This is a genomic window from bacterium, from assembly GCA_035419245.1.
GTDB lineage: Bacteria > Zhuqueibacterota > Zhuqueibacteria > Residuimicrobiales > Residuimicrobiaceae > JAKPUX01.
Window position 1 is genome coordinate 72,262 of sequence record DAOLSP010000004.1, and the last position, 15,324, is coordinate 87,585.

At 60.4% G+C, this 15,324-nt stretch carries 15 protein-coding genes and 1 tRNA gene; all 16 read right to left on the reverse strand.

Features of this window, described 5'->3' with window-relative positions; genetic code table 11:
* Window positions 1-171: 171 nt before the first annotated feature.
* Entirely contained in the window at window positions 172-1,671 is a 1,500-nt protein-coding gene (locus PLH32_07815; GenBank protein ID HQJ64502.1) for a DegQ family serine endoprotease, read from the reverse strand.
* Between the two features lie 19 nt (window positions 1,672-1,690).
* Window positions 1,691-2,368: a zinc metallopeptidase gene (locus PLH32_07820; protein HQJ64503.1), complete on the reverse strand. Its 678-nt coding sequence runs from the start codon at window positions 2,366-2,368 to the stop codon at window positions 1,691-1,693.
* Window positions 2,369-2,441: 73 nt separating this feature from the next.
* A complete protein-coding gene (locus tag PLH32_07825) occupies window positions 2,442-2,711 on the reverse strand; it encodes a hypothetical protein (GenBank protein ID HQJ64504.1) in 270 nt (89 codons plus the stop codon).
* A gap of 16 nt (window positions 2,712-2,727) precedes the next feature.
* Window positions 2,728-3,249, reverse strand: a complete 522-nt coding sequence (locus PLH32_07830) for a DUF2914 domain-containing protein (protein ID HQJ64505.1) — start codon at window positions 3,247-3,249, stop codon at window positions 2,728-2,730.
* Window positions 3,228-4,184 carry an ATP-binding protein gene (locus PLH32_07835; protein ID HQJ64506.1) on the reverse strand — a complete coding sequence of 319 codons (957 nt, stop codon included), beginning with the start codon at window positions 4,182-4,184 and terminating at the stop codon, window positions 3,228-3,230. The genes PLH32_07830 and PLH32_07835 overlap by 22 nt, the downstream gene beginning before the upstream one ends.
* A complete protein-coding gene (locus PLH32_07840) occupies window positions 4,177-5,964 on the reverse strand; it encodes a long-chain fatty acid--CoA ligase (GenBank protein HQJ64507.1) in 1,788 nt (595 codons plus the stop codon). Before PLH32_07840 ends, PLH32_07835 begins: the two co-directional genes overlap by 8 nt.
* A gap of 16 nt (window positions 5,965-5,980) precedes the next feature.
* A complete protein-coding gene (locus PLH32_07845; GenBank protein ID HQJ64508.1) occupies window positions 5,981-7,546 on the reverse strand; it encodes a 4Fe-4S binding protein in 1,566 nt (521 codons plus the stop codon).
* Window positions 7,547-7,581: 35 nt separating this feature from the next.
* Window positions 7,582-8,499 carry a DUF362 domain-containing protein gene (locus PLH32_07850; GenBank protein ID HQJ64509.1) on the reverse strand — a complete coding sequence of 306 codons (918 nt, stop codon included), beginning with the start codon at window positions 8,497-8,499 and terminating at the stop codon, window positions 7,582-7,584.
* Window positions 8,500-8,603: 104 nt separating this feature from the next.
* Window positions 8,604-8,689 (reverse strand) — tRNA-Leu (locus PLH32_07855).
* 32 nt (window positions 8,690-8,721) lie between these two features.
* Window positions 8,722-9,069 (reverse strand): preprotein translocase subunit SecG, encoded by a 348-nt coding sequence (gene secG, locus PLH32_07860; GenBank protein ID HQJ64510.1) that lies wholly within the window; start codon window positions 9,067-9,069, stop codon window positions 8,722-8,724.
* 12 nt (window positions 9,070-9,081) lie between these two features.
* A complete protein-coding gene (gene tpiA / locus PLH32_07865) occupies window positions 9,082-9,831 on the reverse strand; it encodes a triose-phosphate isomerase (protein HQJ64511.1) in 750 nt (249 codons plus the stop codon).
* Window positions 9,832-9,926: 95 nt separating this feature from the next.
* Window positions 9,927-10,934: a type I glyceraldehyde-3-phosphate dehydrogenase gene (gene gap / locus PLH32_07870; protein ID HQJ64512.1), complete on the reverse strand. Its 1,008-nt coding sequence runs from the start codon at window positions 10,932-10,934 to the stop codon at window positions 9,927-9,929.
* Window positions 10,935-10,976: 42 nt separating this feature from the next.
* Entirely contained in the window at window positions 10,977-11,903 is a 927-nt protein-coding gene (gene fba, locus PLH32_07875) for a class II fructose-1,6-bisphosphate aldolase (GenBank protein ID HQJ64513.1), read from the reverse strand.
* Between the two features lie 177 nt (window positions 11,904-12,080).
* A complete protein-coding gene (locus PLH32_07880) occupies window positions 12,081-12,782 on the reverse strand; it encodes a ComF family protein (protein ID HQJ64514.1) in 702 nt (233 codons plus the stop codon).
* A 95-nt stretch (window positions 12,783-12,877) separates the two neighbouring features.
* A complete protein-coding gene (locus PLH32_07885) occupies window positions 12,878-14,215 on the reverse strand; it encodes a hypothetical protein (GenBank protein HQJ64515.1) in 1,338 nt (445 codons plus the stop codon).
* A 51-nt stretch (window positions 14,216-14,266) separates the two neighbouring features.
* Entirely contained in the window at window positions 14,267-15,286 is a 1,020-nt protein-coding gene (locus PLH32_07890) for a DJ-1/PfpI/YhbO family deglycase/protease (protein ID HQJ64516.1), read from the reverse strand.
* Window positions 15,287-15,324 lie beyond the last annotated feature (38 nt).

Sequence of the window (15,324 nt, forward strand, 5' to 3'; positions counted from 1 at the left end):
TCATCGTCGCCTTTGCAAAGTACGTGCCAAAACGGAAACCAGCCTGCAGACCGATTCAGGTCTATAAAAAACAAGCGTACGACCCCGGAAGGCCGTACGCTCTGTTCTGGTGCTCAGTGCGCTTAAATTGTCATTTTGGCCGCAATATCTGCCATATTGTCAGACTTTCTCTTATGATCGTGGCATACGCAGGGCGACGGTATAGACCATTCGCTCGCGCATGATGCGCATATAGACCACGCCGCCCGGCTTGACCTCGCGGAGGGCGGCGCGGAAGGCGCGCACCGAGGTGGTGGCGGTGTCGTTGACCGAAAGGATCAGATCGCCCTCGCGCAGCCCTTTGCGGTCGGCCACCGAGTTGGGATCGATGCTGGTAATGATCACGCCCTCTTCACCCTCGTAGCCGTACTGGCGGGCGAGCTGGCGCGTCATCTCCTGCACCTCGATGCCCAACTTGTCGATCTGGCCGGTCGTGGCGCCCTCCTCGCTGGCCAGGGCTTCATCCGCGGGCCGCTCGGCCAGGGTCAGGGAGATGGTCTTGAGGGCTTTGTCGCGCCAGATGGTCAAGGTGATCTTGGTGTCGGGAGCCTGGCTGCCGACCCAGGCAATGAGCTGGTCGCGCGAAGTGACCTCGAAATCGTTCAGTTTGAGAATGATATCATCCCGCTTCAGGCCGGCTTTGAGGGCCGGGCTGTCTTTGAGAACTTCGCCCACCTGTACGCCTTTGGGTTTGTCGAGGCCGAAGTATTCCGCCTTCTCCTCGTCGACATCCTCGAGTTGCACGCCAATCCAGCCGCGACGCACCTTGCCGCTCTTGATCAATTGTTCCATGATCGATCGGGCCATATTGATGGGGATGGCGAAGCCGACGCCAGCGTTGGCCTGGCCGACGATGGCGGTATTGATGCCCACCAGCTCGCCGCGCAGATTGACCAGGGCCCCGCCGCTGTTGCCGGGATTAATGGCCGCATCGGTCTGGATGAAATCCTGATAGCGCAAAGTCCCGTCCCCAAGGCCGGCGCCGAGAGAGCGCCCCTTGGCGCTGACGATGCCGGCGGTTACGGTTTTGTCGAGCACATCAGAGAAGGGATTGCCGATGGCCATCACCCATTCGCCGACCTCGAGCTTGTCCGAGTCGCCCAGATTGATGGTCGGCAGCCCTTTCTTTTCGATCTTGATCACCGCGATATCACTGGCCGGATCCTTACCGACTACCTTGGCCTTGTGCTCCACCTTGTCGATGGTTACCGTGATCTCGTCAGCATCCTTGACAACATGGTTGTTGGTCAGGATATAACCGTCGGGATTGACGATCACTCCGGACCCCAGGCCGTGCATCACCTGTTTCTGGTCCGGCACATTGAAAAACTGGCGGAAAAAGGGATCATCCATGAAGGGATTACGGATATTGGACTTGACGACCGCACTGCTGTTGATGGTCACCACGGCCGGGCTGGCGATTTTAGCCACCTGGGTGAAGGCCTTGCTCAGACTTTGCAGGCCGAGCAGTTCCTGTGACACCGGCTCATTGGCGCCGAGGGCGACGGCCTCGCCGCGGTCATTGGCGAAGCTGTGCCGGACCCAGTCCAGGTTACTGGAGATGACCAATCCGATGACGATACCGATCAAGATACCCGTATACAGGAGGGCGGAACGTTTCTTGGCGTACATGGTACATCCTTTCCTGTTATCAACGATCATTGCGAAGCATTAACAAACGGATCAACTGCAGAACCGCCATGGCCGCGGCGGCTACATAGGTCAGCGCGGCGGCACTCAGCACCTTGCGGGCGCCGTCGATCTCCTCACCCCTGATCATGCCGCTTGCGGAGAGTTGGGCCAGCGCGCGCTTGGAAGCGTCAAACTCGACTGGCAGGGTGACCAGGGTGAAAACGACCGAGGCGGCAAAAAAGAGGATGCCGATGTCGATCAATACCTTGATGGAGGCGATCAGGCCGATGATGAAAAGCGGCATGGCGAGCATGGAGCCGAAATTGGAGAGCGGGTACATGGTTTGACGCAACTTCAGCGGCGCATACGCCACCTGGTGCTGGATGGCATGGCCCGTCTCATGAGCCGCAACCCCGATGGCAGCCAGGCTGTCTGAGGCGTAAACCGGCTCGGAGAGGTTGAGGGTCTTGTGAATCGGATCGTAGTGATCGGTCAATTCACCCTGTACAGCACCCACCTCAACATCCTGGATCCCGTTGCGCTGCAATAAGGACTTGGCCACCTGCGCACCGGTCATGCCAGATCCGGAGCGCACCTGGCTCATCCGATTGAAGGTGCTTTTCACCTTCCACTGGGCGTAGAGCGTCAGAATCAGCGCCGGCGCCAGAATCAGAATATCTCGCATGGAAAAAAACATGATCTATCCCTCCTTATTGGATCGGTTTAAACAAATCATCTATTAGACTCGGCATCCCGTAAAAAGTTTCAATTCATTTTTTCGGAGCGTCGTGATCCGTCCGGGTTTCCGCCGGTCCGGAAGGCGGCACCCGGCCGCACAGGCGCTGCCAGCGCAATTTGATCCAGTGCAGCAGGCGTTCGCCGTCGCGGGGGAAAAGGAGCATGAAGCCGAGGAGCAGCAACGCCAGCCCGGGGCCCGGGGTCACGAGCATGATAAAGCCCAGAGCGATCAGGGGCAGGGCAAACCATTTTTTGCGCCGCTGGAACTGGCGGATCTCCCGGCGCAACTCTTCTGCACTCATATGAAACCTTCCCGGTTTACAACAATGTAAACACCGCAGAGCCGAGCAAATTCCCATCCTCCAAAATGATCTCCACCCGGCCGGTGCCCGGTTCCTTGCTCAGGACATGGCGCCGGCTCCAGACGCGGCAGTTGCGGCCTTGCACGCGCAGCCATCGTTCGAAAACCGGCTGCCCTTTGAGGATCCAGCGGTGAAGAATCATAACGCCTTCTGGCGGAGCGGAAAGCACCGAATAACAATAGATATAATCAACGCGGCGGCTGAAAACGGACTTGAATACCACGGGCTTGCGGTCATGGATGTCGAGGCAAAAGAGGGCTTGCTTGAGATGGACGATGCCCGCCGGTGTGGCCACGGCGGCGAGATCGGGTTCTTCCCCTTCAGGATGGGCTTCTTCGGCCGGCGCCGGCCGCCGATCCAGCAGTTCTGCGAGGCGGATGCTCAGAGCATAGATCCCCCAGAACGCGCCAAGCAGCAGCGCCAGGAGCAGAAACAACCGCAGTCCCGTGCGGCCGTCTAGTCGGATAATCCGGGCCACGGGGCGTCGTTCTCCTCGGTTGCGCTCAGCCGGCCCGTTCCAAAGCCCGGATCGCCTGAGATCCCCTCGGCTGTAAGTCCGCTGACGGGCCGTTTTTTCTCCATGAGCAGGCAGTTTCCGTTCTTGGGATCGCGCAGATAGGTCACCTTGTCCATGGAGCGGCGAATGATATGCAGCCCCATGCCGCCGGTGCGGCGCGCCGCGGCAGCCGCCGTCGCATCAAAATCCTCGTTGGTCCTGGCCTCGAAGCCGTCACCATGGTCGATGATGCCGATGAGCAATCGGTCCGGCAGCGTGGTCACGCGCACGCGCACCTTGCGGGTTGCATCGGAGTGATAAGCGTGCTCAATGGCGTTGAGGCTGGCCTCATAGACCGAGATCTTGATGCGGGAGAGGTCGGATTCGCTGAAGCCGAGCCGGCTGGCGATACCCAGGACAAAGTCGCAGGCGCGATAGAGGGCGTCGACGCGGCTGGGGATCTCGATGATTTCAGACGGATCGCCATTCTCCTGCTGCGCCGGCGGGCGTGCCGCTGGTGCCGGACCGGGCGCTGCAGTAAAGTCGGGCTGATCCACCTCTGGCACGGTCGTCGCGTCCTGTGGCATGACGATATCCATCTCCTCGAGGCAGAGATAGCTTTCCGGCTGAAAATTCAGCAAATCGCCCTGTGCCTTGCGCTGCAGGCGGGCCACGCAGAGCTCGCCGCCGCGGCGCCGGCTGCGCGCGGTCAGTTCAAAGATAAGCGCGACCCACCCTGCCGGCAGCGCGGCGAGCATGCCTAAGTCGAGAATGAAATTCTTGTGCTTGTTGCGGAACTCGCGCTCGAAGACGGCCACCACCGCCGGCAGCAGTGAAATATCCTCCAGGCTTCCCAGCGGCGTAATCCGGACCGCACCGTCCGCCTGCAGTTCGCAACGCACCAGATCACTATCCATGACATCCTTCGCCGGTTCGCACTTCCCTGATCGGCTCTAAAAGCGTCAATTCGCGCTTGAGCACCTTGCCCAGCAGGTTCTTCGGCAAGGCATCGACAAAGACATACTGCCGCGGAATTTTATAGCGCGCCAGGCGGGCGCGGCAGAACTCCCGCAACTCCGCCGCCGTCACCGCATCCGCGCCGGGCTGCAGCACCAGCCACGCCTTGGCCACGCTGCCATAATGATCGTCGGGCGCCGCAACGACTGCGGCTTCCGCGACAGCCGGATGCTCCGTCAGCACCCGCTCGATCTCGGCCGGAAAGACATTATACCCGCCGCTGAAAAAGATCTCCTTTTTGCGATCGACGATGAAAAAATAGCCGTCCTCGTCCTGGTAAGCAATATCACCGGTGCTGAGCCAACCCTCTTCATCGAGCACCGCCCGCGTCGCCTCCTCCTCGCCGAAATAACCGAGCATGACCTGGGGCCCGCGCACCTGAAGTTCACCGATTTCTCCGGTCCCGAGCACACGGCGATCCTGCAGACCGACGATCCGCGCATAGGTGCCCGGCCAGGGCAGGCCGATGCTGCCCTCCTTGCACACCCCCTGCAGCGGGGTGCAATGGGTGACCGGGCTGGCCTCGGTGAGTCCATACCCCTCCAGCAGCCGGGCTCCGGTCATCGCCTCAAATCGTTCCTTGATCGCGCGCGGCAGGGGGGCCCCGCCGCTGATGCAGGAGCGGATCGAACTCAGATCGGCCGGCTTACGCGCCAACCGGTTGACCAGGCTGCCAAACATCGTCGGCACCCCCGGAAAGAGGGATACCTTGTAGCGCTGCAGATCGCGGCAGATCCGCTTGACCTCGAAGCGCGGCTCCAGAACCATGATTCCCTTGGCCAGGATGGCGAGATGATGGCAGGTGGACATGGCGTAACTGTGCGTCAGCGGCAGCGCGGCCATCACGACCTCTTCCCCCTCCCGGATATCGCTGATCCAGGCGCGTGCCTGCAAGGCGTTCATCAGGACGTTGTTGTGGCTGAGCATCGCGGCCTTGGGTTCACCGGTAACCCCCCCGGTGAAGAGCATGACCGCGGCCGATGCGGGATTCACCGGGACCGGCCGGGTCAGCGGGGGATGCATGAGCAGCTGCCGGAAAAAGAGCGTCTCCTTGCTGCGACGGATCTTCTCCTCCGTCCGGCTCAGCCGTTTGTGAAACTGGAAGGCGATCTGCCGCAGCGGCGGCATGTAGGTTTCTGCAAAGGCGACCACAACATGTCGCACCGCGCTCTGCGCCCGCAGCCGCTCCACCCGGGGTTGGAACCGGTCCAGGACGACCAGCACCGTAGCCCGGGTCGAGGTGAGCTGCTGGTGCATCTCGCGCTCGCTGAGCAGGGGATTGACCAGGACGACTACCGCGCCGATATAGAGCGCGGCCCAGTAGGCGATCAGAAACTGCGGGATATTGGGCAAGCACAGGGCGACCGATTCCCCCGGCTGGACGCCGAGCCGCTGTAGACCGGCGGCGAATCGCGTAACCAGGGTATATAGATGATGGTAGCTGAACCGGCGGTCGTAATAGAGCAGGGCGGTCTTGGAGCCCGCCTCCGCAAACGCCCGCTGCAAAAGCTCGTAAACCGGCACCCCGGGCGCCTCGAGTTCGTAGGGGACTCCTTCGTCGTAATGCCGCATCCAAGGCCGCTCTTTCAGAGCGGACTTGTTAAGCCGCTGGCGGATGGCATTGAAACCCTCCCACGCCCATTGCGGTAAGGCGAAGATCTCCTTGTTCAGCTTGCGCAAATCACGATTCCTGATCTTATCCAGCAGAGGCGGCACCGCGCATGGCGACGGGCGCAGAAAGACGTGTCTCCTTGGCCGCTGTGACAAAGATGCCCGGGGCGCCGACCACGGGACACTTGTTTTCACAAATGCCGCAGCCGATACAGCGATCCTCATTGACATAGGGAAACTTGACCGTGCGCAAGGTGCCGTCGGGACCGCGGGCTTCATGGACATCAAAGAGGATTGCCTTCTCCGGCAGCGGGCAATGTTCCTCGCAAACCAGACAGTCCTCCTGCTTGTACCAGGGGATGCAACGGCTCTTGTCGAAATAGGCCATGCCCATTTTGGTCTTTTGCTTATCAGGGAGGGCGAGCGGCTGGATGGCGCCGGTCGGGCAGACCTGGCCGCAAAGGTTGCAGCTGTATTCGCAATAGCCCACGCGCGGAATCGAAACCGGACTCCAGAGCCCCTCCGCGCCGCTTTCAGTCAGGGAGGGTTGTAGGCAGGATCCGGTGGTGGAGCAGATCTTGACGCACTCCTGGCAGCGTATGCAGCGATCGAGAAACTGCTCTTCAACGAGGGCGCCGGGGGGACGAATCGCATGCCCTTTCTGGATGCGACTGACCGCCGCGGTCTTGAAAAGGGCCAAGCCGGCCAGGCCGGCCGCGGAGGCTTGCAGCAAGCGGCGGCGGGAGAGATCGATCTCATTTTTGCCGGGATTGCGCCCGAAGCGGTAGGAGACCGCATGCGGCTTGCAAACCGAGACGCATTCCGCGCATTCGATGCACTCCACGGTGTTGTTTACGGTATAGTCATCCTCGATCGCATTCATCTTGCAGGCCCGCTGACACAGACTGCAGCTGGTGCACGCCTCACTGACATAACGGCGCGTCAAACGGTACCTGGAAAATATACCCAACAGGGCACCGAGGGGGCAGAGATTGCGGCACCAGAACCGGCGGGAAACCATCCCCAGACCGAGGATGAGGGCGAAGATCGCGACTATCAGTCCGGTTTCGAAGAAGCGGGGCTGTTGTATCGGGAGCAGGGCATGCGTTTGGGCCGCGTCGTAGAGCGAATAGACGGTATCTTCAAGGAAAGGAAGCTTGAAGGCGGCATTGAAGAGAGCGCCCAAGGCAAAAGCGAATACGGGATAGAGCACCGTCGTGAAGGTGCGCGTCAGCAAGGCGATCGGATCGAAGAACCAGATGAACTGGGTGGAGAAAATTGCGGAGATCAGCACGGCGGCGAGGAGGAAGAATTTCCAGGACCTCCAGCGCAGGCTCTCGCGCTGCCGGGCGGGTGGGCGTTTGCGCCGGATGAGATGGTCGCTGCCGTCAATGATCGTCCCGAGCGGACAGATCCAGCCGCAAAAAAAGCGGCCGAAGGGGATGGTCAGCAGCAGGATCGCCAGGCCCAGGATCATCGTCGCGATGAAAACCCGCCCGGCTAGCATCACCGCCACGGCCACCAGGGGACTGGCGCGCAAGAAAAGATCAGCCGGCAGGATACTCGCGTAGGGGAATCCCGCCTGGAAGAAAAGGACGATAAAAAGGGTCAGAAAAAGCAGCTGGGAGATACGGCGGAAGGTGATCATCATGGCCCATTCCAATTGTTAAAGGACTCCATACCCGTTCAAACCCCCAGGTTGATCTCCTCAATTTTTACACGCTTGAGATCGAGCTGACCGAGACCGCGCCTGGATGCGTGCCGCAGATATTCGACCGTGGCCGGATCGATATTAAAAAGTCCCATGGCCCAGGCATCGGCGGCGACGCGGTCGGCTGAGGCGAGAATGATCCGCTTCTCGGCCACATCGGCTAGGCTGCCTCCTGTGGGGCCATTGCGCAGCATGATACGCCAGGCATCAATGATGGTCAGGGCCGGTTTGACCGCCGTGTTGATGTCCACAATCTTGGTCATGAAATGGTTGTGCAGCGCGCCGCGGTCCCCCCCGAGCAGGCCCATGAGATTCTTGAAACTGAGCGTGACCCCGGAGATGCTGTGGTGCTTGGCAATAGGCATATTGATGATCACATCCGATTCGATGGCGTCACGATAGATAGGCCAGGAGGTGACCAGTTCACCCCCGGGGATCTGGATCTCCTCGAAGCGGCTCTCGACGATATGACGGACCTCGGCACCGGCCGCCTTGGCCGCCTTTTCGATGCCGCTGCGCAGGTAACAGCGCCGGGGCTCGTTGCAGGTGCGGTCCAGCACGCGCACCTGAGCGGCGCCGGCTTCGAAACACATCTTGATCACCTCGGCGACAGCTTCCGGATTGGTGTTGGCAGCCTGCTCGGGGAGGCGGTCCCAGCCCATGTTGGGCTTGAGCAGCACGCTTTGGCCCTTTTTAACGAACTGGCCCATACCGCCGAGCGCCTCGACCGCCTTGCGCACCAGCACGCCGGGGGCGCCGTTGCGGGCGACCGCTAGAAGCGGGCTGGCCGGTGCGGCTTGCAGCCACTGCGGCGCTCCTGGTAAGGTCGTCACTGCCAATCCGGCACCCGCACCAATGCGGATGAAATCGCGACGGGTGATCTTGTCCTGCATGGTCCACCTCCTGGATATGATGTGCTCACCCCCCATGCAAAAACAGCCCATCTTGGGAGATGGGCTGTTTGCGATCCGAGTCCCTGCACCGGCCTGGCAAGGGCTGGTGCCGAAGGCGGGATTTGAACCCGCACGCCTTGTGGGCACTACCCCCTCAAGATAGCGTGTCTGCCAATTCCACCACTTCGGCTTGAATGCTGCAAGGTCTCGTCAAAAAAGAGACTATCTGTTCGGCGTGGTTGCCGGCTGCTGCTCCGGAACCTGGGGCAGCGTGCGCGCCGGAGATGAATTCAGACGGTCACGTTCCCGCTCAACCAGAGACTGGCTGCTCAATCCGCCCCGGGTCATAAAGCCCATGATCAAGGCGATGATCAGGAAGAGCGTGGCCAGCACAGCGGTCACCTTTTGCAGGAAGGGCGCGCTGCCGCGTCCGCCGCCGAAAAGAGTCCCCATGGTGTCCATACCGCCAAATGAACCCGCCAGCCCGCCGCCTTTGCTCGACTGAATCAGGATGACAAAAGTCAGCAATATGCAGACCAGAACAAAAAGAATAATCAATACCGTATACATGCGCACTCCAAACTATGCGTAAACAATCTCCACGAAAGAACGGGCATCGAGACTGGCACCGCCGATAAGCCCGCCATCAATATCCTTCTGCGCCAGCAGCTGCGCGGCATTGTCGGGCTTCATGCTGCCGCCATACTGGATGCGCAGCACTTCGGCAATCCGGGAATCATAGAGTCTGGCGACGAGCTGGCGGATCAGGGCATGGACCTCTTGCGCCTGGTCGCTTGTGGCCACAACGCCGGTGCCGATCGCCCAAACCGGCTCATAGGCGATGACCAGCCTGGCCACCTCCTCGCCGCTCAATCCCGCAAGTGCCCCGCGGATCTGACGCGCCACCACCGCCGCAGTCTCCTCCGTCTGTCGTTCAGCCAGAGTCTCGCCAACGCAGACGATCGGGATCAATCCCGCCTTGAGTGCAGCCCGGACCTTGTGGTTGACCGTCTCGTCGGTCTCACCAAAGTACTGCCGCCGTTCGGAGTGACCGAGGATCACATGGCTGCAGCCGGCGGAGAGCAGCATCGCGGCGGATACCTCACCGGTGAAGGCGCCCTTCTCTTCCCAGTGCATATTCTGTCCACCCAACCGGATGGGTGTCCCCTGAATCACGGCGGCGACCGTCGTCAGATCGGTAAAAGGCGGACAAAGAACGATTTCCGTCTCCGTCGGCACGGTCAAGGCCGCAACAACCGCCCTAGCCAACTCCGCCGCCCCGGCGACGTCCTTGTTCATCTTCCAGTTGCCGGCAATTATCCGCTTGCGCATTCTATCTGCCTATCCGGCTGCCAGCGGGAGAGTCTGTGGCTCTCCCGCGACATCCATAATGTACATAAAAATTGTTCAAAACCCAATATTTTTTATTACATCTTGCCCATTTTTTCGACAAGGTCGACCACGCGGCAGGAGTAACCCCACTCGTTGTCGTACCAAGAGACCACCTTGACAAAATTGCTCTTGCCTTCGAGCACCATGGTGGACTGGGCATCGAAAATCGACGAGTGGGCATTGCCGACGATGTCGACGGAGACGATCGGATCTTCGGTGTACTCAAGGATGCCCTTGAGTTTGCCCTGCGCCGCTTCGCGCATCGCCGCGTTGACCTCTTCGATGGTGACGTCCTTGTTGAGCTCGACGGCCAGATCGACGACTGAACCGTCGGAGACCGGAACGCGCAGGGAGTAACCGTCCAGCTTACCCTTCAGCGCGGGGATCACCTTGCCGACGGCCTTGGCAGCGCCGGTCGTGGTGGGGATGATGGCCAGCGCCGCAGCGCGGGCACGGCGCAGATCCTTGTGCGGCAGGTCAAGGATGCGCTGGTCATTGGTGTAGGCGTGCACGGTGGTCATCAGGCCGCGCTTGATGCCAAACTTGTCATGCAGGACCTTGGCAACCGGGGCCAGACAGTTGGTGGTACAGGAGGCATTGGAGACGATCTTGTGCTCGGGTTTGAGCGCCTCGTCATTGACGCCGAGAACGATGGTGGCATCAATCTCGTCCTTGGCCGGGACGGTCAGGATCGCCTTTCTGGCACCGGCTTCGATATGCTTGGCCACTTCCGCGCGTTTGCGGAAGACACCGGTCGACTCGACCACGACATCAATATGCGCGGCGCCCCAGGGCAGATTGGCCGGATCCTTTTCGGCCGAGACCTTGATCTTTTTGCCATCAAAGACAATATACTCCCCTTCGGCGCGGATATCGTTCTTCAGCACCCCATGAACCGAATCGTACTTGAGCAAATGCGCCAGAGTCGGCGCATCGGTGATGTCGTTGACCTGGACGATCTCAATATCCTTTCGCTGCGCAGCAACACGAAAAACCAGACGGCCGATGCGGCCGAACCCGTTGATTCCCAATCTGATAGCCATACACTTCTCCTTGATTAAATCCTGATGCATTCGGGGTTGAAATCAAGCCTTGCCGGCACAGCCGAGCACATGCAGTTTGTGCTTGACCATGGCCTTGATGGCATCGCGGGCAGGGCTGAGATATTTGCGGGGATCAAATTCCGCCGGAGACTCGCTGAAGACCTTGCGGATCGCCGCCGTCATCGCCAAGCGCAAATCGGTATCAATGTTGATCTTGCAGACGTTCGTCCGGCTGGCGCGGGTGATCATCTCTTCGGGAACACCCTGGGCTCCGGGCAGCTTGCCGCCGTACTGGTTGCAGAGGTCGACGAATTCCCGCGGGACGCTGGAGGCGCCGTGCAGCACCAGCGGATAACCGGGCAGTGCCTTCTCGATCTCGGCGAGGCGCTCGAAATCGAGCTGCGGCGTGCTCTTGAACTTGTAGGCGCCGTGGCTGGTGCCGATAGCCACCGCCAGGGAATCGGCGCCGCTTTGCTCGACAAACATCTTGGCTTCACGCGGATTGGTATAGATGGCGTCGCGATCGGAGACGTTGACATGATCTTCGATGCCGGCGAGACGGCCGAGTTCGGCCTCGACCGGGATACCGCGCGGATGGGCGTATTCGACCACCTGGCGCACCAGTTTGATATTCTCGGCGAGTGGAAGATGCGATCCGTCGATCATTACCGAGGTAAAACCGCCGTCAATGCAAGACTTGCACAACTCAAAGCTGTCGCCGTGATCGAGGTGAACCGCGATGGGCAGATCAAACTGCTCAAGGGCCGCCGCAATGAGGTGCATCAGATAGTTGTGACGGGCATAACTGCGGGCGCCCTTGGAAACCTGCAGGATCAGCGGGGCTTTTTCTTCGGCTGCCGCCTCAACGATCCCTTGAATGATCTCCATATTATTAACATTGAAGGCCCCAACGGCATAGCCGCCCTTCAAGGCTGCATCGAATAATTCGCGGGTACTGACTTTGGGCATCTCACTACCTCACACATTAGGTTGTTTAAAAATGCGAACCTAAAAATACATATTATTTGGCAGAATGTCAAGCGGCAAAATCGGTTCAAAACCCGCGCCCTGAGACACAACAGCGGCGTGGTGCAAGCTTTCGCGGCCGGGGTGCGACCGAAATGTGCCTTCTCTGGCACCAGGAGTTCAGCGCACACGGGCAATCGTGGCTGCGATCACCCCGGCCGCTCCGTTTTCCAGCAGCACTCGCGCGCACTCGTCGAGGGTGTGGCCAGTGGTGAGCACATCATCCACCAGCACGAACCGGCCCGCCCGCAACGCCTCGGGATCGGGCGCGACAAAGGCGCCGCGTAGATTGCGCAACCGTTTTTGCCGCCCCATGCGGGCCTGGGGCGGTGTAGCGACCACCCGGTGCAGCGCGGCCGGCCAGAGCGCCATCCCCGCCCTCGCCGCCATTGCCCGCGCCAGAAGCTCGGACTGGTTGTAGCCGCGTTCCCGCCGCCGCCCCGGGTGCAATGGCACCGGAATGATCGCCCGGGCCTCATAGGCACCGTCCCGCAGCGCCTCGCCCAGGGCCTCGCCGAAGGGTTGGGCCAAAGCCCGCCCGCCACTGTATTTGAAAAAATGGATCAGCGTGCCGATCGAATCCTGGTAATCAAAAAGTGCGATGGCGCGATCAAAGTGCAGGGGTTTGCTCAGGGGGGTCCGCAAGAATTGGCTCGGAATGTCGGGATCTTCGAGCCAGGGGAGACGACGGAAGCACTCGCCGCAGATCAGCACTGCCCCCGCCTGCAGGTAGGTGCCGCAGAGCAGACAGAGGGGCGGATAGATGAAATCGACCGGCAGCTGCACCATGCGGCGCAGCTGCCGCCATAGCGGTTGGATCATCGGCTCCCTAAAGGCTGAGAGTTGCACCCCCCACCACCCGCTATCCCTGGGAGTCGGCGGCCGGGCGTGCGTTCCCGTGCGCGCCGTCGTTGAGATTAGAAATTATACGAAAAGACCAGCTTGGGCTCGATGCGCTCTTGCGGCCGGTAGATGTGGCTGCCCTCCTCGGTCTCGACATAGGTCCAGATATAATCGATATAGGCGATCAGATAGGGTTTGATCTTGTAGCCCAAACCAAGGCGTGCGACACTCTGACTGTTGAGGGTAAAAACATCCTGCACGGTCTCGATACTGCTCTTGTCGTAGGTGGCGTGCGCGGCCAGCACCGGGATCAGATCGGGGGCATCAGCGGCCAGGTGCAGCCGGCCGCTCTTGGGTTGAGCGTCCAGGCGGCTCAGCATGCCGAGCAGCCGCACCTTGTTGCCGAGAACGTTGCCGTAGAGTTCGCCGAAGACCCCGCGGCTCTCCTCGGTAATGCCGAGCAGGGCATCGGCCTTGTGCGTCGTGTCGCCGCCGACGATCTTGAAGCGGTCGATCTCATAAAAGGGATCGAAATAGGAGGCGATGAACTCCTTGCCTAGCCAGCGGCGTTCGAGGCGCGCAGCCACCTCCATGACGCCTAAAAGGTTGCCCACGCCGGAGTAAATGCCAAGGGCTTGGCCCGATCCAAAATTCCGCGAGGTGCCTTCGACCGAGCTGTAGCCCTTGAGCTGGGCGTAGTCAAAATAGAACATCGTGGTGAATACCGAGGTGCGAATGATCGGCAGCTCGAAGTCGAATCCCATCGCGGAGATGCCGTCGTCGCTTCTGGCACTGACATCGGGATCAAAATCAGCGGCGTAGGTCGCGCCGGCGGCAAAATTGCGGATGATGGGCAGTTTCAATCCGTAAAGAGGGCGGACATAGCCGCGCAGCCCTATCAATTCGGAGCGGCCCAGATTGCTGACGGTACTCTCGAAGCCGAACTGGCCGAAATCGAGATCGAATTCTAGACCGATCTTGCGATTGTCGTAAGAGGCTTCATTGGTGAAATAGTTGACGATGAAGCCGTGGCCCAGACGGGCGGCGTCGAGCGTGCCGACGCGCGCATAGGTCTTGTCAAGCTTGTGGCCATAGCGGAGGTAGCGCAGCATGCGGAAATAATCGTAGGTCGTGTTCCAGTCCTTAGCCCGGATCGCGCCGGTATCGACATCGTAAAGGAGGTTGATGTTGAGCCCCACGCCGAATTTTCCGAATGAGAACTCAGGCCTCAGGCCTACGGAAACGTAATTCTTGGTCTGGCCGCCTTCACGAATGCTGGTGAAACCGAACCCGCCCATGAAGCGTCCACCCTCTTCGCCGTAAAAGCCCAGGCCGCCATCGTAATACTGAGAATACCCGATGCCCGCCGATGCTAGTAACAACAGCCCAATTCTTGCAAGTGTTCGTTTCATACGATTGCGCCCTTTCTGGCAGGACAGATGTCTACCGTCCTGGCTTGTACCCTACCACAGATCCTCCATACCGGGCGGCACATCGAAATGGGTCGCCCACTGGAAATGCCCCTGTCCCCCTTGCAGAATCGCTTTATCGACGGAGAGCAGCCGTTTGTGTTCCATCTCTTCGGCCGCGAGATATTCGAACATCTCGCGCGCGCGATCGCTTCTGGCCCGCTGCGCCATTTGGCGGTAATACTCATAGGCCTTCTGTTCGGCGGTGATGGCCAGATCGAGCGCCTCAGCGGCGGTGATCTGAGGGGAAACGGACTTGCCGCTGATTTCAGTGGCCATCAGGCCGGAGGGCGGCCGCTGGTGGGCGATCTTTTCATAGAGATCCGAGAGCTGGTCGAAATGGCCCGCTTCGGTTACGGCAAGATAGTTGAATTTGTTGCGCAAGGCCTCATTGGGGAGCACCGCAGCCACGCCGGAATAGAATTCCTGCGCCCCCTTCTCGCGGCTGATGGCCAGCGCCAGGGCGGTAAGGGCATCCGTCAGTTTGGCCTCACCGGCGGCCGCGAGCGCGTCCCCGAAGGCCTTGTTGAAGGCCGGAAGATCCTCGGGTTTACGCGAAGTGATCAGCGGGCCGTCAATGCAGACTTCCCGGTCAACATAGTGAGCGCCAGCCAGCTTGAGGTCATCGCGGATGCCGACGTAGCAGGTCGCGGTGACCCCGGCCAGCAGATCCGCGGAAATCAGAACCTGCGCGCCATGGCATATGGCGCCGACGGGGCGGCCGCTCTGCCAGAAACGCTTGACAAAGGCCAGCACCCGGTCGTCGACGCGGAGACGTTCCGGAGCGCCGCCGCCGGGAATGATGAGACCGTCGTACACCCCTGCGTCGGCCTCGGCGATGCCCAGGTCGGGGGTCAGGGTGACACGGCCGTATTTGCCGGTCACTTCCTCCCGCTCCAGGGCGATCAGGTCGACGGCGGCACCGCGCTCCTGCAGCCAGGATCTGGGAACCGTGGCCTCTTCATCGTGAAACTGGGGACCGATCAAAATGGCGACTCGCTTGCCTTGCAGCATCCTGGTGGTTCCTCCCTTTTGGGTGACAGATGACGGTC